The sequence below is a fragment of the Gallibacter intestinalis genome (assembly GCF_014982745.1).
Taxonomy (GTDB): domain Bacteria; phylum Bacillota; class Clostridia; order Peptostreptococcales; family Anaerovoracaceae; genus Gallibacter; species Gallibacter intestinalis.
Map to the genome: position 1 here is coordinate 54,615 of NZ_JADCKA010000004.1, position 23,793 is coordinate 78,407.

Genomic DNA, 23,793 nt, shown 5'->3' on the forward strand with positions numbered 1-23,793 from the left:
ATATCAAATTATTTAATTATATTTTTTCTTTCTCATTACAACATACATCATTCCCGCTGAGCCAATCATAGTTGCAGCAAGTACTCCTAGAAGGTCTCCGTTTTCATCTCCTGTCTCTACCGCATAATCTGCCTTGGCAGAATTAGTTTTATCTTCTGGTGAGCCAGATGTGCCCGTAGGATTTACAGCTCCGTCTGGTTTTTCTGTATCAGACTCACCTGTAGGATTTTCCGGATTTGAAGGATTAGTTGGGTCTGTCGGATTAGTTGGGTCTGTCGGATCCGTTGGGTCAGTTGGACCTTCTGCGAAGTTATATGTTAAAAGTGTTCCATCGAACTCACCCTTATTCATATCCTGAAGGTCACCGTCATTGGATTTTCCCCACATGAGCAGCTGCATCTGATAATCGTTTATCTTTAACATCTTTGCTGCATACTCTTCCATAGAGCCGCCGAGAGTATCTAATGAATTCATCCGCCCTGATTTATCATATTCAGCTATAAACACATCCATGCTGCCATGATTTTTATCTTTAAAATCAAAATCAGTGCCTCTAGAATTTCCGTAAACTATATATTTATCATCCAATTCAACGAGGCCTGTGGCTTCTCCTGCTTCGCTGCTCTTTATCACATGATTCCACTGTTCGTTTCCATCGGCATCACATTTAATTACAAACGGGTTGTCGTAGAAAGTTCCTGTCTGAGCGAATGTATCTGTTGCAGATTTTGTATTTCCCATAAGAGTAAAGCCGCCGTCTGAGGTTGTTACAACAGATTTGCAGTATTCATTTTTATCTCCGCCGTAGGACTTAATCCAGAGCATTTCGCCAGTCTCCGAATCTATCTTAGCAGCAAAGACATCAAATATATCACCATACCAAGGAATTCCGTCAAAATCGCCGCTGCCAGATGATGTGTGGCCACCTATTATGAAATCTCCGTCAGTCATCACATCGAGACCAAAGCTTGCGGAATCGATGTTTCTGCCTGAAAGTGGTTTGCGCCAAAGCTCTTTTCCATTTTTATCATATTTGATTACTAAAAGGTCGTAGAGCCAATCAGTTTCAAGGCCTGTCATATCTCCGTCTTTTGAAAGAGTTTCAACGAGAATCACATATTCTCCGTTTTCAAGAGATTTTAGCTGTTTTATCTGGTCGTGCTGGGACCCGCTGAGATTTTTAAGCCACACAAGCTCATTGTTGCTATCGTACTTTGCTATAAATCCATCGGTTTCTCCATGAATGCTATCTGCTGTTTTGAGATTTTTAAAGTCTCCTGTAGGTTCTACGCCAAAGCCCTCGGTGTATCCACCTGTAACGATGTAGCTACCGTCTTCAAAGGCCGCAACCGATGAAGCATATGCTACAGAGTCAAACTCAGTACCAGAGAGAGTGTTTGTCTTTATAAGTTCTCCCTTGTCGTTATAGATATTTACGAAAGCAGCAGACGCTCCTTTTACCATGTCTTTAAAATCCATATCATTAGAGTAAGTCTGTCCTACAACTACTGTGTTGCCATTAGCAAGCTGCGCCATATCGTTTGTGTAGTCGTAATCGCTGCCGCCGATATTAGTCTTCCATTCATTGGCAAATTCAGGCTGAGTAACTTCCACCGGTGCAAAATACGGAGGAGTTTCGGTTTCCTGCATGCCGGATACATCAAAGGCAAATCTTATATCGCCCATGGCATCCTCTATGTGAATAGCTATAGGCTCTTCAAGGCTTGTGGCCGTTATGGTCACGGTTTTAACCTGTGTTGTTGAATCATACTCATCATAAAGTGCCGGAGTCATGGTTCCATTAAGGTCATAAGATACTGCCCCGAGGCCTGCCGGGCTCACCTGGGAACCCATAATCTGTGCGTTAATGAAATATGCAGTTATCTGATAAACTTCTCCTGTCTTTTCCACATAGGCATCTTTATATAGCATATCTGCCATCATTGAAGGTTCGTCAGCGTCTGCTTTCCAAGCTTTAACAGGAACAAGATATTTTTCAGCCGCATAGTTTTCCACTGTATCTTTGTCCATGCACATCATAAAACCGTCATATCTACCGCCGCCTGCAACAGCCAAATCTCCAGATGTAGATCTCGTATTTCCAAAGATAAGATAATCGTCATCGGCACCTTTGATTAAGCCTTTTAGATTATCGCTATTATCTCCGCCTACTGTCTGCATACCTAATAAATCACCGGTAGCTGCAAAGTGAGCTACAAACATGTCACTTTCACCATTAGATTTTTGTGATGTAAAATCATTGTCTGCGGCTTTATATGTGCCTGCCATCATATAGCCTTCACCGGAGGCAAATACTGTTTCTCCTGTGGCACCTACACTGTTTTCAAGAGTATTTAACCATTGCACTTCACCGTTCATATCTATTTTCATTATGAAGGCATTATCGGTACCTGTTGTATTTTTCCCTTCAAATATGCCGTCCTGTGAGTCGGAAGTCCCTGAAAATACAAAGCCTCCAGGAATCATCGCTGGATCGATTTCGATTTTATCTTTATCGGTTTTATTGTTAGGAGCCTTTGATACGGAATTTATCACATCATCACCTGAACCGCCGTATTTCTTTTCCCACATAATGCTTCCGTCTTCCCCATATCTTACTGCAAGGGCCTCTGATTTAGCGTTGGCATAACCAGCGCACATAAAGCTGCCATCGGCTGACCTTATAACCGATTCAAATTCATCAGCTTTTTCATATGATGCACCTTCCGCTCCGCCGTCATAAACTTTTACCCACTGCACATTGAGATCTTTATCATACTTAACGATAAGAGCATCCTGGTCTGTGGTAGTTTTAATACCTTCCATAGTGCCGTCAGCAGAACTTGTATATCCTATTGCCAAGAATCCACCGTCGGTAGTATTTATAACATCGTTGAACTCATCCTTGCTACTGCCACCAAAAGTTGCCTTTGCAGTAACATTACCGTCGTAATCGAATTTAACTAAGGTCGCATCATAACCGCCATGATTCATATCCTGAAAATCACCATCTTTGGACTGAGACGAACCTACAGCAATATATCCACCGCTGTTGATAACTGTAACTCCATTAAATACATCAGTATTCGTGCCGCCTACATATTTTTCCCAAGTTATACTGCCATCCGATGCAAAGAGAATTAAAGCGGCATCATTTTTACCTTTTATATCGGCAGGTTGAGGATCTATCTTTTGACTGTCGATAGCTCCTGCTGCAATCACCTCACCGGTAGTCTCCCTTTCTGCGGCATTAATGCTGTCGGCAGTAGTCTCTATACTAGCGCCGCCGTTTCTACCAAACATAGTTGTCCATTTTATAAAGCCTTCACCTGCAGCATTAGCTGGCTGCGCTACAAAACAGCATGGTGCTGCCACCGCACAGGCAGTTACAAAAGCTGCAATCCTCTTTTTAAGACTCGTTTTTCCTTTCATCCTGTGATTCCTTTCTTTTCTCTATTCTGTTAATAATTAGCATTGTCGTATCATATAGTTAGTTAATTTTAGTTAGTCTTTCCTAACTTCTTTATAATTTTAGCTACTTATATTCTCAAGCACAATTCATTTTTTGTTGCACTATAGCAAAAGAAGACCTTTTTAGGTCTCCTTGCATATCTTTTATATTCATGAGTTTAGATTTATCCAAGCATCTTTTTCAAATCTTCTGCAGGTGTGCTGATTGGCGATATATTATACTGGTCCACAAGCAGTTCCAATACCTTTGGCGATATAAATGCTGGAAGGGTAGGACCCAAATATATATTCTTTATACCCAAGTGAAGCAAAGTAAGCAATACTGCAACAGCTTTCTGTTCATACCAAGAGATTACCATGGAAAGCGGCAGTTCGTTAACCGAACATCCGAAGGCCTCCGCCAGGGCTACAGCCACTTTAATTGCGCTGTATGCATCATTACACTGACCCATATCCATTATTCTCGGAAGTCCTGCCACAGTTCCCAAGTCGAGATCGTTAAATCTGTACTTGCCACAAGCTAAGGTTAACACCACAGAATCCTTTGGTGTCATCTTAACGAATTCAGTGTAGTAGTTTCTGCCTGGTTTTGCTCCATCGCATCCACCTACCAGGAAAAAGTGTTTAATCTCTCCGCTTTTTACAGCTTCAACAACTTCCGGAGCTTTTTCCAATACCGTTCCGTGGGCAAAGCCGGTCATCAATGTGCTTCCACCGTTTATGCCTGTAAACAGCATATCTTCTTTATAGCCGCCAAGCTCAATGGCTTTTTCTATCACTGGAGTAAAATCTTTATCTTCTCCGATATGAACCATTTCTGGATATTCCACAACTTCCGTTGTAAACACTCTGTCTGCATAGCTATCCTTTACAGGCATTAGACAATTTGTAGTAAACAGCACCGCTCCCGGAATATCTGCAAACTCCTTTTGCTGATTTTGCCATGCAGTCCCAAAATTGCCTTTAAGATGAGGATACTTTTTCAGCTCCGGATATCCGTGCGCCGGTAGCATTTCTCCGTGGGTATATACATTTACACCTTTTCCTTCTGTCTGTTCCAGAAGTTTTTTCAAATCATACAAATCATGACCTGTAACTACGATAAACGGTCCTTTTTCAACCTTCATCGTTACTGCGGTAGGAATCGGGTTTCCGTACGTTTCTGTATTGGCCCTATCTAAAAGCTCCATACATTTAAGATTTATTTCGCCGGTTTTCATAACCATAGGCAGAAGTTTTCTCAAATCTGCATTCATATCTCCTATGCCTCTTAAAGCTTCAAAGAAAAATCTATCAACTACTGGCTCCCTATATCCCAAAACCGCCGCATGATAGGCATAAGCTGCCATTCCTTTAATTCCGAACAATATCAGCGACTTAAGAGATCTGATATCTTCATTTTCATTCCAAATCTTTTTCATATCAAAAGGCTCGTTGCCTCCGGCATTTTTTACTTCATCTATTAGTGTTTTTAGCGTTTCATCATCAAAATTGACATTTGTGATTGTAGTAAAAAGACCTTTTAAAATCAGTTCTGCAGTTTCTTCTTCCTTATCTTTTGGTGTATTCTTTGCCAAAGTTATAAGGGAGCCTGTCAGATTGTCCTGCAGATTTGCGGTTGTATTTTTCTTTCCACAAACTCCCGCATTAAAGGCGCATCCCTTGCCACCTGCCGTCTGCTCACACTGGAAGCAGAACATCTTTTCATTTATCATATTATTCATACCTTTACCTCATTTTCTTCAGAGCCTTTGCTCTGTTCCTTGTTTTAACTGTGCCCATTATATATCTTCTGACGATAAAGGTATGTTGTAGAAACAACGGATTAAAAATTTAGAAATTAATTTTTTCAGACCATTCTTTTATCAATCTATCAAGATTCCAAGCGGCATTTGCCGGACTGGTGGACGGCAGCTTTATTATATCAACTCCCGTGCTTTCCTTAATGAAGCGATCGTAAAGCTGACACGCCTTGGCACCATTGCCGTAGACTCTCTTTATCCCTGTCTTGTCAAGTAGACCCTTTATGTTGGCGGGAACCACATTCTTTATGGAACTATCATCGGAACCTATAATGTCACATTCGTCGATAACATCCCATATGGCAATACCTCCTTCAAGAAGCATCTTTTTCTTTTCCGCGACCGTTACCGGTACCGCTGCTCCCGTCAAAGCCGCTATCACCTGCCAAAATCTGTTTCTCCCATGACCGTAATAAAAGTCCGTTTCCCGGGACTTTACCGAAGGTAAAGTTCCCAGTATCAGGACTTTTGAATTTTCATTATATATCGGATTAAATCCATGTTTTACATGCACATACTCGCTCATGGCATCTACTCCACTTCACGACAGAGGATTTCAAAGTTTCCAAAAACGCTTTCAGTTACCACATCGCGCATTTGGCTTTTCATCATCTTTCCTATGGCCTTAGCTATTGGGTTGCCACCAAAGCCTATTTCCATTTCAAGATACAAAACAACTCCCCATTCTCCATCTTCCTCAAGGGAGAGTTTTATAATATCCTCTTCCTTTTTAGTATCCCTGTCTCCAATTACCGTTACACTGTGATTTGCTTCATCAAAGGTTGCCTTATATAGAGTGCATGCAGTATCTTTGCCTAAAAGACCTGTAGCATAGGCCTTCCATTGATCATCGGATATTATTTCAACACGGCTGCCCGGCTCTACATCAAGACGATTTACCATCTTTAGCGCTTGCCATGCTGTATCCATACTGTAGCTAAATTTTTTACTATCTTCAAACTTCATATTGCTTCTCCGCTTTGTTTTAAATGTAAATTTTATTTTGTATATTTAATTATATCTGATTTAAAAAGTCCTTTAAAGTGTAATGGTATATTAATTTTTTAATGTAGCGTTACAATAGATGTGAGACTTTCATGATAGAAAAAAGCGATTGAGTCCATTAGAATGGTTTTTACCACAAAATCATCTAACGAAAGGACTTTCAATCGCTATGAATAGTATAACACATTCTCAACGATATTTGCCCCATACAATTGATACCAGATTCCATGCTGTTAAATTGTATCGTGGTGGTAATTCTATACAATTCGTATGCCGTAGGTATCATATCTCCAAAGCCTCTCTGATGCGTTGGAATAAGCGTTTTGACGGTACCAGAGACTCTTTGAGAGACAAGTCCCACAGACCTATTACACCGCATCCAAATTCTCATACTGAATTGGAAATTAAATGGATTAAAGATCTTCATCGTAGAAATCCACATATTTCTCTATGCGAAATGTGCGGTAAGCTTCGTTCTCAAAAGGGTTATTCCAGACATCCTGGCTCTCTTTACAGAATATACAAGTCATTAGGATTTTCTTCTAAAGCCGTTTCTACCAAGAAGAAAAGAAAGCCTCAAAAATATCACACTCCTGATTCTTTAGGAATCAAATGGCAAATGGATGTAAAGTATGTTCCGCGTGTTTGCTATGTAGGTGAAATACCTGATAAGTTTTATCAATACACTATGATAGATGAAGCCTCTCGAGAAAGGTTTATCTATCCTTATCGTGAGCAAAGTGCTTACTGCACTATTGATTTTGTAAAACGAGCAATAGCTTACTTCAAATACAAACCTGAAACTATTCAGACTGATAATGGATTTGAGTTCACATATCCAAGAGAATACCATCGCATACATCCTTTTGATAAATTCTGTAAAAGCTATGGTATCAATCACAAACTGATTCGTCCAAGAACTCCATGGCACAATGGCAAAGTTGAACGCAGCCATAGAAACGACCAAGAAAGATTTTACAATTTCTTGAGTTTCTACTCTTACACAGATCTGAAAGACCAGATGTACAGATATATGTGCCGTTCTAACAAGATTCCTATGTCTGTACTTGGCTAGATATCACCTATTGAGAAACGTTCTCAACTTGAAACTTAATATCTATTAGGCTATCTTTATTTAAGCCATTTTAATGATATCACATGCCTTTTTTCTTTTTTTACGAATTAGGTCTCACATCATTGACTAATGAACAAGTGTAATGGTATATTGAATTTTTAAGGATTATCTATCGGAGGTATCACAATGGATAAGAAAGAATCTCGTGAAGCGGAACGCATCTGGCGTATCGTTAAAACAGAATACGAAAAATACATCAGTTATAGGGACAAAATAATAAAGTCAGGATTAGTTGCCTTACTTACCCTTCCATTTGTCTTTATGTTCCTGATGTTTTTTATGCCTAGCAAAGTTGTATTTTTATGCCTGTGGATCATTTCTTTCATAGCCATCGCCATCATGCTGACTTATGTAGAATACAAAGGCTATTATTACAAACGACTATTTGGCGACAGCGATAAAGATATCAATGCCGATGAAAAAGGAAAGGAGGTCTCCCTATGAAAACCGCATTAGGTATTTTTAAGCGTGATGTTAAAAGGCTTAAAACCAATATCATCGCCGTTATAGTGCTTCTGGGAATATGCATACTCCCTTCCCTTTACGCGTGGTTTAATATAGCCGCAGTCTGGGATCCATATGGCAACACCGGCGGCATACCCGTAGCAGTAGTAAACGAGGATAAGGGCAGCAGCCTTGAAGGCATAAATGTTAACGCCGGCGAAAAAATAGTAACAAACCTCAAAGGAAACCATCAGATGGGTTGGAAGTTTGTGGATAAGGATAAGGCTATGGACGGTATAAAGGAAGGAGACTACTATGCTGTCGTATATATCCCAAAGGATTTTTCCGAGGATATGATAAGCGTAGCCACCGGTACAATAACTCGCCCGGAAATAACATATTATGTCAATGAAAAGAAAAACGGAATAGCTCCGAAAATAACCGACAAAGGAGTCGAAGCGATACAAACTCAGGTCAACTCATCCTTTATAGGCACAGTGACCGGCTATATGACAGATATTCTTAAAGTTGGTGAGGAAAAAGCATCCGTCACAAAGGATGACATTGTGGCAGGTATCAACAAAACCCTGGATAATGCCTCTGCGGATTTGTCGGCACTGTCATCGGGCATAAGCTCATATCAGTCAACCATAGATTCGGCAGTATCTCTCATTGACGCCAACATAACCTTGGCAGGCAGTGTCGATGACAGCCTTTCAGGTGCCGAAAACAGGATAGAAGGTGATTTATCAAAGTTAAAAGAGCAACATGCAGCCATTGATGCCGACAAATTTCCAGATATAGATAAGCTGCTTACAAAGGTGGAAAACGGATTTGATAAGTGTTTGGATGATCTTAAACAAGCCGGTTCCATGTCCTCTGATGCTCAGGATGTTTTAACCAGTCTTAAATCATCGTTAAATTCCGTAAGCGACTCCCTTACCTCCACTAAGTCTGCCGTTGACGGAAGCATTGAGCGTATAGACACCTTTCGCAATAATGAAGATAGTCTGAATATTTCAGACGGATTTGTAGATATCATCAATAAAATAATTTCAAACCCTAAATCCGTCAGCGAATTTATGGCTTCGCCTGTAAAGATAAGTACAGAAAAGGTCTATCCGGTTGCCGATTACGGTTCGGCTATGGCGCCCTTTTATACAACTCTGGCCATATGGGTCGGCGGCATTATCATGGTGGCAATTATGAAAACCCGCGTCAGAGAAGATGATCAGCTTAGAAATATAACTCCCCGTGCGGCATATATAGGACGTTCTCTTATATTTATAATCACGGGCCTAGTGCAGGCATTGATTATCGGACTGGGAAATATATTTTTCTTGGGAATGCAGTGCAAAAACCCTCTGCTTTTCATGGTTACATGCCTCATTACATCCTTTGTCTTTACGCTTATAATATATACACTGACCGTTTCCTTCGGCAGCATCGGAAAGGCCCTCTGCGTCATATGGCTTGTGTTGCAGGTTGCTGGTTCGGGCGGAACATATCCTATTGAAGTGTTACCTCAGTCATTTCAGTATATGTCCCACTTCATGCCATTTACATTCGCCTGTGACGCCATGAGAGAAACTGTAGCCGGCGTTTATACTCCGGACTATATAACTGATATGCTCAAGCTTTTATGCTTTGTGCCTCTGTCACTGCTTCTAGGGTTAGTTCTTAGAAATCCTCTGCGCAGGTTAAACGAGTTCTTTGAGGACAGACTGGAAGATACTAAATTTATGGGATAAAAGCTACCTCATATATCACAAAAGAGAGCATTGGCGTGCTCTCTTTTTATTTTTGATATTTTCTAAGCTTTATTATCTGTTTTTTCTCTTCCCTGTCGCTGCAAAAATTACAGTGCCCAATGCCGATATTATTACAATACCACCTACAACAAGCGGTATACTTTCATCGGATGTTTTCACCGGTGTTTCTGTCACCTTAGCAGTTTCTGGCTTTGTCAGATCAACTGTACCGCCTGAGATTGCAGGAGGTTCAGGATTTACAGACTCACCAGGTTCTGTCGGATTTTGAGGGCTCTCAGGTTCTTGAGGTTTATCAGGCACTGGTGGTTCCTGAGGGTCATCAGGTCCTGTCGGTCCCTGAGCAGTGTCATCTTCTACAAATCGTATGTGGGCTGTAAATTCCGCTCCATTATCGCTGTAATTATATGATATTTCTCTTCCGGGATATACATCTTTAACTATTGCATTTTCAATAACTACACCATCCAGACCTTGAATTGACGAGCTATTTATTGCAGGGTCAAGATTTCTTAAATCATAATCCCCAGTTCCTGCAGGCACCTTTACGGTCACAGGTCTTTGAGTGCTTAGATTCATACTTGACGCATCCTTCATAGCAGTATGTATGGAAACCAGTTTGTCCGAATGCAGATTTACATTTCCTGCCGTAAGAAGAGGATTATTAGTTAAATCCACCGTCTGAATATTGGTTATATATACCAACAGACTTGTAAGCTGCGGATTATGGGATACATCCAAGCTTTCCAAAGGCGTTCCGGAAATCCAAATTTGCTGTAACTGCGGATTGTTTGAAAAATCAATATTTCGCAGGCCTCCTGCAAGATATGCAAAGCTGTTTAGCTTAGGATTTGCAGATATATCTATATCCTTTAATTTATCGCCGCCACATAAAAGATTTGTAAGCTCTGGGTTCCCCGAAAGATTCAAAGTTGACAATCCGTTTTTAAAACATTCCAGACTTTCAAGACAGCTGTTTTTAGTAAGATCAAGTTCGGATATGTTATTATCACTGCAATTAAGGGTCCTTAACTCCGAATTGCCGCCGACATTTAAAGCCGATATAGAGTCTCCGTCACAGTAGAGATTTTCCAATTTCGAAAAATACTCTATTCCTTCCAGGGAAGTTACCGCTCTGTTGTTGGATATCCTTATTTCTGTCACTTTATCGGCTTCACTTTGAGAAAGCTCTCCATTTTTATCGATGTCATCATGGGTCGATACATATTGTCTAAATGCTTCATCGGGAAATGTTTCCTCCGATATTTTCACCGGCCAACTTATCTCTGGCTCGCCTGTGCTTTCCGCCGCCAAAGCCATTATCTCTCCGGAAGACAGACTCCAGACAGAAGTCGTTATAAGCAATGCCGCTGCCATGATTGCGGTTTTTCTCCTTGTGCTATTCATTTTTTCACCTTTTCCTTTCCTATTCACAAAATATCCTTATGCATGCCCATTACCCTTAATCCTCAAATCGAAACAAAAAAGAAGACATCTTTTGATGCCTTCTTTAGCAATATATCTCTACTTTACATATTTCTGATATATTTCCTTCATTTCGGAAAGCTGCTCTTGGCTGAAGTTATCTCTGGCGTATTCTTTAAGGCCCTGTACATTTCCCTTTCTTACCATATCCAGAATGCCGGGCATATCAGTCACCGATACGCTGTCGGTTATCATCTTTTCAACCTTTGCTTTATCCTCCGACGAAACTGAAGATATGATACTGTCGATATCTGTATCCTCCGCAAGCTGCGGATTTTCCTCTATCATCTGCTGGACAACATCCTTTGTAACCATATCAAATGCCTTATCCTTAAGCTTATCATAAAGCACAAACTTAAACGCCAATGCCAACACCCCCAGTATCAGTATCACAGCTACAAGTATTTTCAGTCCTCTTTTGCTTTTTTTCGTCTGTACTGCAGCTCTCATCTGTTACCTTCCTTTCTTATTCTCCAAATAATTTTCTATCTGCACACTTCTTCCAGTGGACAGATTTCTATGCCTTCATCAGTCAATGCCTTTCTTATCTTTTCTACAAAGAGAAGGGCTTTTTCACCGTCTCCGTGAACGCACACCGAATCCGCTTTGATATCGATATCATTTCCTGTTATCGCCTGTACCTTGCCTTCTTTTATCATGCGAACAACTCTGGCAATAGCCTCGTCTTCATCTTCAATCATAGCCCCTGGCTTACTTCTGGCAACCAGACTTCCGTCCTCTTCGTAGGCTCTGTCCGCAAATACCTCCTCTGCGGTCTTAAGGCCCATATCTCTTGCCGCCTTTACCATCTGGCTTCCTGCAAGACCCATAACTATAAGGGACGGATCGTATTCCTTAATTGCCTCACATATGGCTTTGGAAAGCTCGTAATCCTTTCCCGCCATATTGTACATGGCTCCGTGAGGTTTAACATGACTGAGCTTTACCCCTGCTGCCTTGCACATTCCGCCAAGTGCGCTTATCTGATAAAGAGTATAAGCCTTTGCCTCTTCGTGGGAAATATTCATGTTCCTTCTTCCGAAGCCCATAAGATCAGGATATCCCGGATGCGCTCCAGCACCTGTGCCAGCTTCCTTAACCATATTTACGGTTTTCATCATTACAACCGGGTCCGATGCGTGAAATCCGCATGCTATATTTGCCGATGTGATAAGTGGAATAATCCTATCGTCAGAACCGATGGTATATCTTCCGAAGCTTTCTCCAAGATCGCTGTTAAGATCTACTTTATACATAATATCATCACCTTTTCTTAAATTTAAGTTCCCGTTCTGCCGTTATCAGTCAAGGCGCAGCAGCTTTTCTATAAAACCTGTATCCGCCTGACCTTCGCAGAAAACAGGATGTCTCAGTATCTGATACTGGAAATCCAGATTTGTGTTTATGCCCTTTATAACCGTTTCGTCCAAAGCAGATCTCATCTTTTGGAGAGCAGCCTGTCTGTCCGGTGCATGAACGATTATCTTGGCTATCATGGAATCGTATTCTGACGGAATCGTATATCCTGTATAAAGGCCCGTATCAACTCTGACTCCATTGCCTGCCGGCAGATGAAGGGCAGTAATGGTTCCAGGACTAGGCATAAAGTTCTTTTCTGGAATCTCAGCATTTATTCTGCATTCAATGGCATGGCCTTTTATCTGAATATCCTCCTGCTTAAAGCTCAGTTCTTCGCCCATGGCAACTCTTATCTGTTCGATAATAAGGTCTGTGTCCGTTACCATTTCCGTTACGCCGTGTTCCACCTGAATACGGGTATTCATTTCCATAAAGTAATATGTGCCGCTCTGGTCAAGTATAAATTCCACGGTTCCGGCATTGGTATATCCCACGGTCTTTGCCGCCAGCACAGCATCCTTGTACATTCTCTGACGGGTTTCGTCATCTATGGCCGGAGAAGGAGATTCTTCTATCAGCTTCTGGTGATTTCTCTGCACAGAGCAGTCACGCTCACCGAGGGATACAACATTTCCAAAGTTATCCGCCATAATCTGCACTTCCACATGACGGGGATTTAAAACACATCTTTCGATGTACATGGTATCGTCGTTAAATGCGTTTACCGACTCCCTCTGAGCCATATTGAAATTAAATTCAAACTCATCTGCGGAATTGGCAACTCTCATGCCCTTTCCGCCGCCGCCGGAGGAAGCCTTAATCATTACAGGAAAACCGATTTCCTTTGCTTTTTCCGCTGCAGCTTCAACATCCTTTACCGGTTCCTTTGTTCCAGGCACAACAGGAACTCCCGCTTCCATCATTGTCTTTCTGGCGTGGGATTTATTACCCATGCTGTTAATTACATCTGCGGAAGGACCTATAAAGGTTATGCCGCTTTCCTCACACATGCGAACAAAATCAGCATTTTCGGAAAGAAAACCAAACCCCGGATGGATGGCATCGCAGCCCATATTCTTTGCGGCAGTTATTATCTGTTCTTTATTGAGATAGTTGTTTCTTGCAGGACCTTCGCCAATGCAGATTCTCTGATCCGCCAGCTGCACATGAAGGCTGTTTTTATCCTCTTTGGAATATACAGCCACGCTTCTGATGCCCATGTTGCGACATGCCCTGGCTATTCTAACCGCTATCTCGCCGCGGTTTGCTATCAATATCTTCTGAAACATCAGTCAGCCTCCAAATCCTAAAGTTTTCTGATTCTGAAAAGCGGCTGTCCGTATTCCACCTTCTGTTCGTTGCTTACCAGCACCGCTTCTATTTCGCAGTCGAAGTCACTTTCGATTTCGTTCATCAGCTTCATGGCTTCCAAAATGCAGACAGTCTGTCCTGCCTTAACATGGTCGCCAACCTTTACAAAAGCCTTTGCTTCAGGGGATGGAGCAGAGTAGAATGTTCCCACGATAGGGGAAGTGATATACTCTTCACTTGTTTCCTCTTCTACCTGAGGAGCCGCTGCGCTTGCTGCCGGAGCTGCTGCCGCAGGCATTACAGGCATTGCTGCCATCTGAGCCGCTGCGATTTCAGCAGGACCCACCGGATGGCCTTTCTTGTCCATCTTAAGCTTTGTGTCACCTTCTTCAAAGGTAAATTCCATCATTGAGGAATCTTCAAATATCTTAACGATCTTTTCCAGTTTTTCAATATCCATGATTTTCTCCTTTATTTTCAGCTATCTGCCTGTTATTTGTCTGCAAACAGCTTTCCTATTCTCTTGGCAACAAGCCTGCACTCCAGCACCTCTTTGCACGGAGTATATATCTTTTCTCTGAAAGAGCTGAATTCCTTTTCTTCTTTCAGCATCAGCTTTTGCGCCGCATCAACGGTTACCTGCTTAAACCTTATCTTCTGATCTGTCCTGCACTGGGCAAGCTTAGGGATGTCCACGGAAATCACATTAGCGATTTTAGCATATCCTCCCGTAGTCTGTCTGTCCGCAAGAAGTATGATAGGTTTGCCGTGGCTCGGCACCTGTACCGCTCCAAAGGCTATACCGTCAGAAATTATATCCGAGGTATCCTTATAGGCTATAAACGGTCCCTCAAGCCTGCATCCCATTCTGTCAAATTCGCTGGTTACAGTGTATTCGGAATTTAAGAATGTCTCTATGCCTTCCTTTGTGAACTTGCTCTTCTGCGGTCCCATAACCACTCTCAGTGTAACCTCGTCACTACTGAACTCATCCAGGTCCAGACTTCTTGAAAGGAAATACGGAAGGTACCTTCTCTTTATTCTGAACATAATAAGGTCGCCGTCCATCAGCCTTCTTCCCTTAAAGCCGCCTATGCCGCACTTGAGGTTTGTGGATCTGCTGCCCATAACCACCGGTATGTCAAGATAGCTGGAAAATGCTATATATCCTCTGCTGCCGCTTCTGCAACCCTTAAAGGAAAGAATGTCTCCCTTCTTCATGTAAATTGCCGTATACATCTTTACAGGATTGCCGTTTACATGGGGCTGGAAGTCTCCTCCTGTGATTGCAATTATCGTCTCGGAAGTAAATTCCAAGGTAGGTCCCATAAGGGTGAACTCTATTACAGCTTCGTTTTCCGGATTGTCTAAAAGGAGATTTGCGATTTTAAAGGAACGCACATCCATTACGCCCGATACGCTGAAGCCCTGGCTCTGATATCCGGTTCTGCCTAGATCCTGAACCGTGGTCATTATGCCGCTTTTCAATACTCTAACGCCCATGGCTACTCTCCTTTCCTGTGAACGACATACTCATATGTTCCATCGTCCACCTGTTTTTTTATCTTGAGAAATTCCTCTTCGGTCACAGGCACAAATCTGATGTAGTCACCTGCTTCCACTAAAATAGGAGTTTCTCTTTCCGGGTCATAGGTTTTAACCGGCGTCATGCCTAAAAGCTGCCAGCCGCCCGGTGAATTTAATGGATATATTCCAGTCTGGGAAGCTGCTATGCCCACGCTTCCTGCAGGAATACTTATCCTAGGGTTTGCAAGTCTCGGAGTGTGAATCCTCTCATCAAGACCGCCGAGATATACAAAGCCCGGTAAAAATCCCAGCATATATATGAGGTAGTCCTTAGAGCAGTGAATGTCTATGACCTCCTGCTCAGAAAGTCCTGCATTTTCAGCGATGTTTGCTATGTCAGGACCGTATTCTCCACCGTAACACACAGGAATCTCAAAGACTCTCGCTTCGCTGGCTTCCTCGCTAACCTCTATCTTTAAAAGTTCTTCGATTCTCGCCTTTAAATCCTTATATCCGATTACCCTCGGATCGTAATTTATAAGCAGGGAAGCGAAGGCCGGTATAAGGTCCGTCACTCCCTCTATATGCTGTTCCTTTAAAAGATGCACAAAAGCCGTTATCTGAGCGTTAATCTCAGGCGCAATTTTTTGTTCAAACTCGATCAGCAGAGCCGAATCCCCCGCTGTCAATATCTTTGCTTTTTTCATTTAGAACTCTCCTGTCATCATCCCATCGCCGCAATTAGGCAAACAGCTGTCCCAAGCTTCCCAGGGAAGTTACTCCCAGATATGCAGAAGCTATTACAACCACAATACCAAGTATCAGCAGCCATGCAGGATGCTTGTAATCTTCTCCCATAATGGACTTTTTCTTTGCCGCAATCAGGCACACACCCAAAGTTATAGGAAGGATCAGTCCGTTAAGAGCTCCTGCCAGTACCAACAGTGCTGCAGGCTGTCCCAAGAATGCCATTACAATAGTACTAATAACTATGAATGCCACGATAAACTTGTTTTCGTTATCGGCAATCTTCTTGCTGAATGTCTTTAGGAATGATATTGATGTGTAAGCACAGCCTATTATTGAAGTTATAGACGCTGCTAAAAGCACCAGTCCAAAGAATCTGTATCCCAGCTCGCCTGCTCCTATGCGGAAAGCATCAGCCGCAGGGTTTGATGGATCCAGAGTGTGAGCTGCGGAAGTCGCAGTTTCCACAACAACGCCCAGTATTGCCAGGAAGAGGAATACTCTGACGATGGCAGCTATACCCATTCCCATCAGCGAACTCTTGTTAATCTCTCCCAGATTGTTTTCTCCAGTGATGCCTGCATCAATCAGTCTGTGAGCTCCGGCAAATGTGATGTATCCGCCTACTGTACCGCCCAGCAGAGTGAGGATAGCAGGGAACATATCTCCCATGGCTGCAGTCGGCATTACCGTTTCCTTAAGAGCCATGCCTACTGGAGGTCTTACGATAAGGATAACCACAAAGATTACCACTATCATCAGTCCTCCCAGGACCTTTGTAACATTATCCATTGCGCTCATGGCATTTTTAATAAGGAATACCACAACAGCTATACCGCCTGCCAGGAAGTATCCTACCATTTCAGGCAGACCCAGCAGAGTATTAAAGCCAAGAGCTCCGCCTCCAACATTACCGATGTTAAATACAAGACCGCCGGCAACTATCAGGAATGCCACCAGATATCCAAGTCCCGGAAGCACCTTGTTTGCCACGTCCTGTCCTCTCAGTCCGGACACGCAAAGCACTCTCCATACATTGAGCTGTACAATTGCCGCCAGGATTACGGATATGAGAATTACAAAGCCGAAGCTCGCCTTCAGCTCTCCCGTAAACTGGCCGGTCTGAGTCAAAAAGCCCGGACCGATGGCAGATGTGGCCATCAGGAACGCCGCGCCTAGCAGCACGCCCGCGCTCTTTTTATTTTCTTTATTTTTTCCCATCTCTATAAACCGTCCTTTCAATCTTCGTAATAGATATATTATACCCTAACGGGAAAGGTTGAGCAATGCGGCAGAGGGGGAAGGGGTGGTTTTTGTTGAGGTAAATAAAAAGAAAGTCAAATACATAATCGACTCTCTTTTTAAATATCATTTTAAATCGAAAACAATTCGTAATCTGATTTTACTTATTATTTTTCCTGCTTCTGTAAATTGCTCCCGTTACCGCTGTTGTTGTTGCAACTACAAATATAAGTATTAAATCTCTTATCATTTCATTCTCCCACTTACTCTTATATAAATCTACGCCACTATTACCTTATACAATACAAACAATAAACATATACAAATAACTATTTGCACAGCCAGTTTAAAGCCTGCAACTATTTTACTATCTTTCATAACCATACTCCTTTAATGCTAATTATTACTATTCGTTAATCCATCAAAAATATCTTTTACATAGTCTCTATACGCATCCCTCACATCTGCCGGAGCTGCGATTTTTACCCCGGTCCCCAAGCCTGTGAGCCATCCGAAAAACTGCTGACTTACCGTCACGGGAACAGTCACTTTGATATAATCGTCATCTTCCTGTATCACAGTTATATCCCTTCCAAAACGGTCTATCATGACTCCCACAAGTCTGTTTTCGCAAATCAGACTTACATCTCGATCTTCACCGCCGTACATGCCGAAGGTCTTTTTCGCAAAAGCTGCCAGATTGAATTTCTCAAACTTTTCCTTTCCACTGCGTGGCTCATCAGCGATAACCTCAACATCTTTCATCTTATCCACGCGGTAATGATTAAGATGGTCGCTGCTGTCGCTATAGGCAATCATATAATAGTTTTCATCATCCCAAGTCATCGCCCACGGACTTACCACATAATATTCGCCGTTTTTTCTTGGCACCAGTTCCTTCTTTGTATTCCATTCCATGTAGTGGAATTTTATTTTTGTGTCGTTCATAAGGCCTTCCTGGATGCGATCCACATTGTAGTATATGGTCTCATTCCCCGTTTTAGGTCTGTCATATATAAATAGCTGCCTCTTAAGCTGTTTTGACTCGTGAACGCTAGCCAATGTTTCTATCTTTTTGATAAGCTCGTGGGATTTCTTAGCCGTTATAAACTTGGAAGATTGAACAGCATCCACCAAAAGCTTTAATTCCGGCAATTCAAAGTCTCTGGAAGCCAGATAATATCCCGGATTTGCACCGCCATTTAATCTCATGATGTCAAATCCGAAAGCCTCCAGAGTCTCTATATCTCCATATATTGATTTTCTATCCCCAGAAAGTCCGTAACTTTCCAGCTTCTTTATAATATCCGCAGATGATAACGCATGCTCCTCGTCGCTGTATTCTAAAAGCATTTTCATAACATAAAGTGTCCTCAGATTAGTGTTTGATACTGCCATTATTCCTCCTTATGTCTGTTTAAATAATGTCTATCTTTATTCATTATATATCATTCTAATTCAGTGCGCATCCGTCAGATTAAATTAGATTTCCTTTCTGCCTTTATTAGTAAGACGGCATATTGCACCCTGAGGAAGCACATAAACAACTTCCGCCATTGCCTTCTTACCGATCTTATCATAAAGTCTACCGGCGCTTATGCTTTCACCTTGCACAGTCCACGGGCTATTTGCCACATATCCGATACGGCCGAGAGCCTTTACCTTTACCTCGATAGCCTCCTTGTCATGCTCATTGTCCGGCTCCTTTATGAGCTTTACCTTGTCACCCTTTTCAAGGACGCTTGTTCCGTAATAGTGATTCATGCCTGCTATGGTTATATATATTTCTTTCATTTCAAACAACTCCTTATCCATTTATATGTCTATTGCTTTTTTACAATACCTATTATGAGCTTATTTATGTCCTAAAATTTCCACAGTGGCGCAGAAACTAAATTTAGTCATAAAAAAGACAGGGGCTTGGCCCTGCCTTACATTCATTTTCTAATCTACAAACTATAAAGTTGTAGTAGTCTTATACATTCAAGATAATCTCTACTTTTGCTTTCTCCAGTATACCTTGCACGTCTGCGCCAATAAACCATACCAATATGGCCATCAAGATCTGCACTATACCCATCAATCGAAAGATTCCTGTATCTGTATCTGTTTCTGCGCCGCTACCGCCGTATACGACCATTATGATTCCAAGACCTAGCAGTAAGAAACATATTATTATATTAATCCAATGAAGTGTTTTTTTCATTGAGCGCCTCCAAGTGATTGAATATCTCGCATAAATATTATGATACTTTGAAGAGAATTGCTATCTCATGTATGCATTGGAAGCACTCAATTTTACTAAGCGTTGGATTTGAATGTAAATGCAGCGCTTATATAACAATCATCTTCCTCTTGACTTTCAATGCGATTATAAAATTCCATCTCATCGGCGTTATCTACAAGGAATCGGAAGTCATGAACGGCGTCTCCTGCAATTTCAAATAGGACAGCGTACACTTCAATTGTTAGACTTCCAAAGGACTCTCTTTCCAAATATTTACCATTAAGCTCTTCAGCCAATGTCTTAGCTCTCATCTTAGCGGCTTTGACTATTTTCTGTTTTTCTTGGGAAAATACTGCCGGCTTTTTTTCTTCTTCGTTTAAGAATTCTACAAGTTGCTGCCTCATGAGCTCTTCCTCTTCTGTTAACTGAGAAAGATTTTCATCATCACCTAATTTATCCAGCATATCGCACATTTTGTGTGCATACTCTGCTTGAAGCTGGCATTCTACGATCGGCGCAATCATTAAGTCTGCCAATAACGAAACTTTATCATACTCTTTTTGCATGCTAGGGGTCATATCCTCATACTGCATACCTTCCTGTAAGGCTTTTAATAATGCTTTTCTAATGTTTTTGTTCATAGTTGAACCTTCCTTTCTGTTTAAAAAATGGTTTACACTATATAAGTAATGAGAATGCAAAAATGTTGTATGTTTTTTGAAATTTTTTTGTTCTTTTTTGAGTACAATCTAAAAACAAAAGCAGCCTGCGACTAAGAATGTCACAGACTGCCTTTGTGAGTACAACCGTGCTACCACGGTGTTACCCATATTTCGTAGTCATCTGTAGTTTTTCCGCTATAGATGTCCAACGAAAAAGGAGTTGTTCCTGTTTTTACATGATCTACAAATGTTGATTCTCCCCATGCTATGTTACCTTCTGCATCTTTAAACAGAACAGTTACTGCAACGGTATCCATATCTGCACCATCGTTTACTATGTTTCCGGCTATAGTGCTTCCACCAAATTCATCCTTTGTCATTTTGTAATCCGTTGCTTTAAGTTGTGGTTTATCATATAAACTCCCGTCCACATAATCTTCAGTATTTGTTACCATCTCAAAATCAACCGATGATGGCTGCGCCGACACTTCCATGCCTAAGAAGCCATAGCCTATGGTATCTCCGGCAGCAATATATCCGAATACCTGGTCTTCTGTGTTAATAACATTTCCCTCTGCGTCCTTTGCAGTTATACGCAATGTCGGAAATTCCACTGCATAATCTTCATTCGGATTGTGTATTTTTACTCCATAATACAGAAATCCATCTTCCACCATGTATCCGCTCTGCTGCACTTCTAAAGGCGCCTTACTTTCTTCAGTACCACCACATGCAGTTAATGTTACGGCAAGCATGCAAACTGCTAATATTGATATTAGTTTCTTTTTCATAGTTTTTATCTCCCCTCCACTTAAAATCGACTTATGTTTATTTGCTGCTTTTATTATTACATAGGTGATGTCCATAAATTTCCATAGTGATTACATAATTTTACTACACATTTAACCTCATCAATCAGTGTATCAGAATAATTTTCGGCAAATCTAAAGCAACATTTCAAATTTTAATTTCACAATAATTTATATTTGTATATTAAAAATTGTTGATATTTAAGTGATTCTATGGTATGTTATTTTCCGAACACAGTATCAATATTTTGTAGCTTTAAAATTGGTGGACAAATGGATAAAAAGTATGTCATAAAAAATATAATAAATAACAACGACGGTATTGCAAAAACCGCTGATTTTGTTGCTGAAGGGATTACCAATTATGATGTAGCCAATCTATGCAAAGAAGGTTATCTTGAGCGCATCAAACATGGCTATTACCATCTCGCCGAGCAGAAAGATATAAAGGAAGAACAGGTGCTTGCCACACTTCTTCCCGAAAGCATCGTATGTGTGGAATCAGCGCTGTTTTATTACGGTTACAGTGATTTTTCACCTCGACAATGGTCAATTGCCGTTCCCCGTACCTTCTCACGGACAAGACTACATATCGATTCTCTGGCGACAAAGGTGTATTTTATACAACCTACATTGTTTGAAATTGGGAAAACAAGCGGGGATTTCAATGGGGTAGAGCTTGCTGTTTATGATAGGGAACGCACCATATGCGATTGTTTTAAATACCGTACAAAACTAGATAACGAAATATTTAATAAAGCGCTCAATGCCTACGCTGCCGATAAAAAGAAGAACCTGAGCAATCTTTCCAGTTACGCAAAGAAGATGCGGGTTTATAAGAAACTGATGAATGTAATGGAGGTGCTGCTCAATGGCTGATATTGCTGCTTCCGTGCTTGCACGGCTGAAAAACAAAGCTGCTGAAAGCGGCAGGAGTTATCAGCTCTGCTTGCAGCTTTTTTGTCAGGAAGAATTTCTCCGTCGTTTGGAAAAATCCAAATATGCTGAAAACCTCGTGTTAAAAGGCGGACTGTTTCTCTATACTCTGACTGACTTTGACAGCCGAGTGACGGTAGATGTAGATTTTTTGCTTCGACAAATACCGAATACACCGGAACAATTAAGACCCATTCTAGAAGAAATCATAACAGTTCCTACTGACAATGATTTTGTAACATTTGAAATCAAAAATGTTGCTCCTATTGCCGTCGATAAAAAGTATGCGGGAATCAGCGCCTCTATTATTGGCCGAATCAAAAATACAAGAACACCATTCAGTATTGACTTTGGCGTAGGAGATGTCATTGTTCCGAAACCGGAAAAACGCCAAATACCAACACAGCTTCCAGAGTTTGAATCACCAATGATAAATACCTACTCTGTTGAAACTACAGTTGCGGAAAAACTCGACGCTATTTTGAATCTGATGGAGTTTTCCAGCCGAATGAAGGATTACTACGATATTTATTATATTGCCAACAGGTTAGATTTTGATGGCGAAGTGCTTACTGAAGCTCTTAGAAAGACCTTTTTAAACCGTGAACACAGCTTCTCGCTGGAGCAATTCCAGAGAGTTATGAATTTTGCCGATGATGCTGCTATGCAAAAGAAATGGAAAGCATTTGTCAGCAGGATCAATACCAAAACAGACGATTACGGTACCGTCCTGAAAACAATACGAAATTTTATTGAAAAACCGTTCGTGGCAGCAGTAGAAAATAAAATATTTACTAAGCATTGGTCTGCTGCCAACAGTACATGGGCATCTTAATATAGCAGTAAAACACGTAATCTAACTGATGATTCGTATGCTTATTTGCAAGAAAAGCCTAAACAATTTCCTTGTAGTATCGGTATATTTGTAAATATTACTGAATAAACTCCAAACTTTAACTCACGAAAAGACCGTTGAAACTTCAACGGTCTTTCATGTTTATAGGCTATTCAAATTCTATCGTTCCAGGCGAACTTTCGTTATTATAAAGCAATCAGCTTTAAAGATGGATCGTCCAATATCCTTTTCTCCGTGATCCTTCTCGTATAATTATACCATCTTCTGTTAATTTCCTCATCATTCTTTGGACCTTACTTCTTGATAAATCCAATCTTTCTCTAATCTCCGACTGCGTCAGTTCAGGATACTCTAAAAGCAGGTTACACAGCCTTTCTTCTAATTCTGTCAGTCTGTAATTTTCAGCTTCATTTTTTGCCTCACTTTTAGCTTCATTTTCTGAGGCTGAAAAATTCAGATTTTTCAATGTAACAGTAAACTCCACCCGGTCAGAATAGAACACGCCCCGAACAAGGGAACACATCCTCCGGTCATGCATTTGACCTCATTGGAATCCCACCACTCCCAGGATCTCTGCGAGGCGCCCTCATTGGCTGCGACGGCTCACGGCATTTTGTTCATACCGCTTCAACGCTCGGCCTGTGACTGGACGCAAGTATCATTATTGCTTCTGCTTTTCATGGCCTTCGGTGCGGATGCGCCGCACCGTCCGACTCAAAAGGTCGTGTGGCTTATCGGCTTCGCCGACGGCAGAAGGAAGGTAAAGGATGCGCTGTACTATTCGGTTTTCAAAGAACGGGCGGAGGCTATAGAGAAAGCCCCCTCACTTTCCATGCCGAAAAGTTGAGGGGGCTACAACCAAGTTTTTTAATTTTCTAAAAGATTTTTGAGCTTTGCTCTGATTTTTGCGATCCGCTTGCTGATTGCCTGTTGTGATACGCCGTAAATTTCGGCAAGGTCGGTGCCTGAAATATCGGCGTAATAATGGCGGTAGATGAGGAGCTGT

25 protein-coding genes are annotated in these 23,793 nt (G+C 41.5%); 6 read left to right on the top strand and 19 right to left on the bottom strand.

The genetic code is table 11. The features are described 5' to 3' along the window. Nucleotides 1–12 precede the first annotated feature (12 nt). From INF20_RS03535 to INF20_RS03550, 4 genes are all read right to left on the bottom strand, one after another. Nucleotides 13–3,432, bottom strand: a complete 3,420-nt coding sequence (locus tag INF20_RS03535; RefSeq protein WP_226385069.1) for a hypothetical protein — start codon at nucleotides 3,430–3,432, stop codon at nucleotides 13–15. A gap of 203 nt (nucleotides 3,433–3,635) precedes the next feature. Next, complete coding sequence (hcp, locus tag INF20_RS03540; protein WP_404812917.1) at nucleotides 3,636–5,195, bottom strand: hydroxylamine reductase; 1,560 nt, start codon at nucleotides 5,193–5,195, stop codon at nucleotides 3,636–3,638. A 109-nt stretch (nucleotides 5,196–5,304) separates the two neighbouring features. Further along, nucleotides 5,305–5,799, bottom strand: coding sequence for a DNA-deoxyinosine glycosylase (locus INF20_RS03545; RefSeq protein ID WP_226385019.1), 495 nt, complete (start codon nucleotides 5,797–5,799; stop codon nucleotides 5,305–5,307). A gap of 5 nt (nucleotides 5,800–5,804) precedes the next feature. Beyond that, nucleotides 5,805–6,239 carry a hypothetical protein gene (locus INF20_RS03550; protein WP_226385020.1) on the bottom strand — a complete coding sequence of 145 codons (435 nt, stop codon included), beginning with the start codon at nucleotides 6,237–6,239 and terminating at the stop codon, nucleotides 5,805–5,807. A 208-nt stretch (nucleotides 6,240–6,447) separates the two neighbouring features. Between INF20_RS03550 and INF20_RS03555 the strand changes: the two genes are divergently transcribed. From INF20_RS03555 to INF20_RS03565, 3 genes are all read left to right on the top strand, one after another. Continuing rightward, nucleotides 6,448–7,353, top strand: a complete 906-nt coding sequence (locus INF20_RS03555; protein ID WP_226385021.1) for a DDE-type integrase/transposase/recombinase — start codon at nucleotides 6,448–6,450, stop codon at nucleotides 7,351–7,353. A gap of 186 nt (nucleotides 7,354–7,539) precedes the next feature. Continuing rightward, nucleotides 7,540–7,857, top strand: coding sequence for a hypothetical protein (locus INF20_RS03560; protein ID WP_226385022.1), 318 nt, complete (start codon nucleotides 7,540–7,542; stop codon nucleotides 7,855–7,857). Next, the gene (locus INF20_RS03565) at nucleotides 7,854–9,608 is read left to right on the top strand and encodes a YhgE/Pip domain-containing protein (protein WP_226385023.1); all 1,755 of its coding nucleotides are present in this window, start codon (nucleotides 7,854–7,856) and stop codon (nucleotides 9,606–9,608) included. The genes INF20_RS03560 and INF20_RS03565 overlap by 4 nt, the downstream gene beginning before the upstream one ends. A gap of 72 nt (nucleotides 9,609–9,680) precedes the next feature. Here INF20_RS03565 and INF20_RS03570 read toward each other — a convergent pair whose 3' ends face one another. The 13 genes from INF20_RS03570 to INF20_RS03630 all read right to left on the bottom strand — a co-directional run bounded on the left by INF20_RS03570 (nucleotide 9,681) and on the right by INF20_RS03630 (nucleotide 20,977). Continuing rightward, the gene (locus INF20_RS03570; protein ID WP_226385024.1) at nucleotides 9,681–11,033 is read right to left on the bottom strand and encodes a leucine-rich repeat domain-containing protein; all 1,353 of its coding nucleotides are present in this window, start codon (nucleotides 11,031–11,033) and stop codon (nucleotides 9,681–9,683) included. Between the two features lie 117 nt (nucleotides 11,034–11,150). Beyond that, complete coding sequence (locus INF20_RS03575) at nucleotides 11,151–11,561, bottom strand: hypothetical protein (protein WP_226385025.1); 411 nt, start codon at nucleotides 11,559–11,561, stop codon at nucleotides 11,151–11,153. Between the two features lie 35 nt (nucleotides 11,562–11,596). Continuing rightward, nucleotides 11,597–12,367, bottom strand: a complete 771-nt coding sequence (locus INF20_RS03580; RefSeq protein ID WP_226385026.1) for a LamB/YcsF family protein — start codon at nucleotides 12,365–12,367, stop codon at nucleotides 11,597–11,599. A 45-nt stretch (nucleotides 12,368–12,412) separates the two neighbouring features. Continuing rightward, nucleotides 12,413–13,759, bottom strand: a complete 1,347-nt coding sequence (gene accC, locus INF20_RS03585) for an acetyl-CoA carboxylase biotin carboxylase subunit (protein WP_226385027.1) — start codon at nucleotides 13,757–13,759, stop codon at nucleotides 12,413–12,415. 17 nt (nucleotides 13,760–13,776) lie between these two features. Next, a complete protein-coding gene (gene accB, locus INF20_RS03590) occupies nucleotides 13,777–14,241 on the bottom strand; it encodes an acetyl-CoA carboxylase biotin carboxyl carrier protein (RefSeq protein WP_226385028.1) in 465 nt (154 codons plus the stop codon). 32 nt (nucleotides 14,242–14,273) lie between these two features. Beyond that, the gene (locus INF20_RS03595; RefSeq protein ID WP_226385029.1) at nucleotides 14,274–15,284 is read right to left on the bottom strand and encodes a 5-oxoprolinase subunit C family protein; all 1,011 of its coding nucleotides are present in this window, start codon (nucleotides 15,282–15,284) and stop codon (nucleotides 14,274–14,276) included. 2 nt (nucleotides 15,285–15,286) lie between these two features. Then, nucleotides 15,287–16,015 carry a 5-oxoprolinase subunit PxpB gene (pxpB, locus tag INF20_RS03600; protein ID WP_226385030.1) on the bottom strand — a complete coding sequence of 243 codons (729 nt, stop codon included), beginning with the start codon at nucleotides 16,013–16,015 and terminating at the stop codon, nucleotides 15,287–15,289. A 34-nt stretch (nucleotides 16,016–16,049) separates the two neighbouring features. Next, nucleotides 16,050–17,276 (bottom strand): NRAMP family divalent metal transporter, encoded by a 1,227-nt coding sequence (locus INF20_RS03605; RefSeq protein WP_226385031.1) that lies wholly within the window; start codon nucleotides 17,274–17,276, stop codon nucleotides 16,050–16,052. A 417-nt stretch (nucleotides 17,277–17,693) separates the two neighbouring features. Further along, entirely contained in the window at nucleotides 17,694–18,695 is a 1,002-nt protein-coding gene (locus INF20_RS03610; protein WP_226385032.1) for a helix-turn-helix transcriptional regulator, read from the bottom strand. 84 nt (nucleotides 18,696–18,779) lie between these two features. Next, nucleotides 18,780–19,091 carry an HIRAN domain-containing protein gene (locus INF20_RS03615; protein WP_226385033.1) on the bottom strand — a complete coding sequence of 104 codons (312 nt, stop codon included), beginning with the start codon at nucleotides 19,089–19,091 and terminating at the stop codon, nucleotides 18,780–18,782. A 181-nt stretch (nucleotides 19,092–19,272) separates the two neighbouring features. Further along, nucleotides 19,273–19,503, bottom strand: coding sequence for a hypothetical protein (locus INF20_RS03620; RefSeq protein ID WP_226385034.1), 231 nt, complete (start codon nucleotides 19,501–19,503; stop codon nucleotides 19,273–19,275). 95 nt (nucleotides 19,504–19,598) lie between these two features. Beyond that, nucleotides 19,599–20,165 carry a hypothetical protein gene (locus INF20_RS03625; protein ID WP_226385035.1) on the bottom strand — a complete coding sequence of 189 codons (567 nt, stop codon included), beginning with the start codon at nucleotides 20,163–20,165 and terminating at the stop codon, nucleotides 19,599–19,601. A 170-nt stretch (nucleotides 20,166–20,335) separates the two neighbouring features. Next, nucleotides 20,336–20,977, bottom strand: a complete 642-nt coding sequence (locus tag INF20_RS03630) for a hypothetical protein (protein WP_226385036.1) — start codon at nucleotides 20,975–20,977, stop codon at nucleotides 20,336–20,338. A 291-nt stretch (nucleotides 20,978–21,268) separates the two neighbouring features. Between INF20_RS03630 and INF20_RS03635 the strand changes: the two genes are divergently transcribed. Then, the gene (locus INF20_RS03635) at nucleotides 21,269–21,874 is read left to right on the top strand and encodes a type IV toxin-antitoxin system AbiEi family antitoxin domain-containing protein (RefSeq protein WP_226385037.1); all 606 of its coding nucleotides are present in this window, start codon (nucleotides 21,269–21,271) and stop codon (nucleotides 21,872–21,874) included. Continuing rightward, complete coding sequence (locus tag INF20_RS03640) at nucleotides 21,867–22,766, top strand: nucleotidyl transferase AbiEii/AbiGii toxin family protein (protein WP_226385038.1); 900 nt, start codon at nucleotides 21,867–21,869, stop codon at nucleotides 22,764–22,766. The genes INF20_RS03635 and INF20_RS03640 overlap by 8 nt, the downstream gene beginning before the upstream one ends. A 223-nt stretch (nucleotides 22,767–22,989) precedes the next feature. Here the strand turns inward: INF20_RS03640 and INF20_RS03645 are convergent, their stop codons facing one another. Beyond that, the gene (locus tag INF20_RS03645; RefSeq protein ID WP_226385039.1) at nucleotides 22,990–23,253 is read right to left on the bottom strand and encodes a winged helix-turn-helix transcriptional regulator; all 264 of its coding nucleotides are present in this window, start codon (nucleotides 23,251–23,253) and stop codon (nucleotides 22,990–22,992) included. Between the two features lie 123 nt (nucleotides 23,254–23,376). Here INF20_RS03645 and INF20_RS03650 point away from each other — a divergent pair, with 123 nt between their 5' ends. Then, complete coding sequence (locus tag INF20_RS03650) at nucleotides 23,377–23,634, top strand: hypothetical protein (RefSeq protein WP_226385040.1); 258 nt, start codon at nucleotides 23,377–23,379, stop codon at nucleotides 23,632–23,634. Between the two features lie 20 nt (nucleotides 23,635–23,654). Here the strand turns inward: INF20_RS03650 and INF20_RS08030 are convergent, their stop codons facing one another. Next, complete coding sequence (locus INF20_RS08030) at nucleotides 23,655–23,783, bottom strand: HTH domain-containing protein (RefSeq protein WP_083582714.1); 129 nt, start codon at nucleotides 23,781–23,783, stop codon at nucleotides 23,655–23,657. Nucleotides 23,784–23,793 lie beyond the last annotated feature (10 nt).

Coding starts and splice junctions, on each gene's coding strand:
- INF20_RS03535 (WP_226385069.1), bottom strand. CDS start 3,432: ATGAAAGGAAAAACGAGTCTTAAAAAGAGGATTGCAGCTTTTGTAACT.
- hcp (WP_404812917.1), bottom strand. CDS start 5,195: ATGAATAATATGATAAATGAAAAGATGTTCTGCTTCCAGTGTGAGCAG.
- INF20_RS03545 (WP_226385019.1), bottom strand. CDS start 5,799: ATGAGCGAGTATGTGCATGTAAAACATGGATTTAATCCGATATATAAT.
- INF20_RS03550 (WP_226385020.1), bottom strand. CDS start 6,239: ATGAAGTTTGAAGATAGTAAAAAATTTAGCTACAGTATGGATACAGCA.
- INF20_RS03555 (WP_226385021.1), top strand. CDS start 6,448: ATGAATAGTATAACACATTCTCAACGATATTTGCCCCATACAATTGAT.
- INF20_RS03560 (WP_226385022.1), top strand. CDS start 7,540: ATGGATAAGAAAGAATCTCGTGAAGCGGAACGCATCTGGCGTATCGTT.
- INF20_RS03565 (WP_226385023.1), top strand. CDS start 7,854: ATGAAAACCGCATTAGGTATTTTTAAGCGTGATGTTAAAAGGCTTAAA.
- INF20_RS03570 (WP_226385024.1), bottom strand. CDS start 11,033: ATGAATAGCACAAGGAGAAAAACCGCAATCATGGCAGCGGCATTGCTT.
- INF20_RS03575 (WP_226385025.1), bottom strand. CDS start 11,561: ATGAGAGCTGCAGTACAGACGAAAAAAAGCAAAAGAGGACTGAAAATA.
- INF20_RS03580 (WP_226385026.1), bottom strand. CDS start 12,367: ATGTATAAAGTAGATCTTAACAGCGATCTTGGAGAAAGCTTCGGAAGA.
- accC (WP_226385027.1), bottom strand. CDS start 13,759: ATGTTTCAGAAGATATTGATAGCAAACCGCGGCGAGATAGCGGTTAGA.
- accB (WP_226385028.1), bottom strand. CDS start 14,241: ATGGATATTGAAAAACTGGAAAAGATCGTTAAGATATTTGAAGATTCC.
- INF20_RS03595 (WP_226385029.1), bottom strand. CDS start 15,284: ATGGGCGTTAGAGTATTGAAAAGCGGCATAATGACCACGGTTCAGGAT.
- pxpB (WP_226385030.1), bottom strand. CDS start 16,015: ATGAAAAAAGCAAAGATATTGACAGCGGGGGATTCGGCTCTGCTGATC.
- INF20_RS03605 (WP_226385031.1), bottom strand. CDS start 17,276: ATGGGAAAAAATAAAGAAAATAAAAAGAGCGCGGGCGTGCTGCTAGGC.
- INF20_RS03610 (WP_226385032.1), bottom strand. CDS start 18,695: ATGGCAGTATCAAACACTAATCTGAGGACACTTTATGTTATGAAAATG.
- INF20_RS03615 (WP_226385033.1), bottom strand. CDS start 19,091: ATGAAAGAAATATATATAACCATAGCAGGCATGAATCACTATTACGGA.
- INF20_RS03620 (WP_226385034.1), bottom strand. CDS start 19,503: ATGAAAAAAACACTTCATTGGATTAATATAATAATATGTTTCTTACTG.
- INF20_RS03625 (WP_226385035.1), bottom strand. CDS start 20,165: ATGAACAAAAACATTAGAAAAGCATTATTAAAAGCCTTACAGGAAGGT.
- INF20_RS03630 (WP_226385036.1), bottom strand. CDS start 20,977: ATGAAAAAGAAACTAATATCAATATTAGCAGTTTGCATGCTTGCCGTA.
- INF20_RS03635 (WP_226385037.1), top strand. CDS start 21,269: ATGGATAAAAAGTATGTCATAAAAAATATAATAAATAACAACGACGGT.
- INF20_RS03640 (WP_226385038.1), top strand. CDS start 21,867: ATGGCTGATATTGCTGCTTCCGTGCTTGCACGGCTGAAAAACAAAGCT.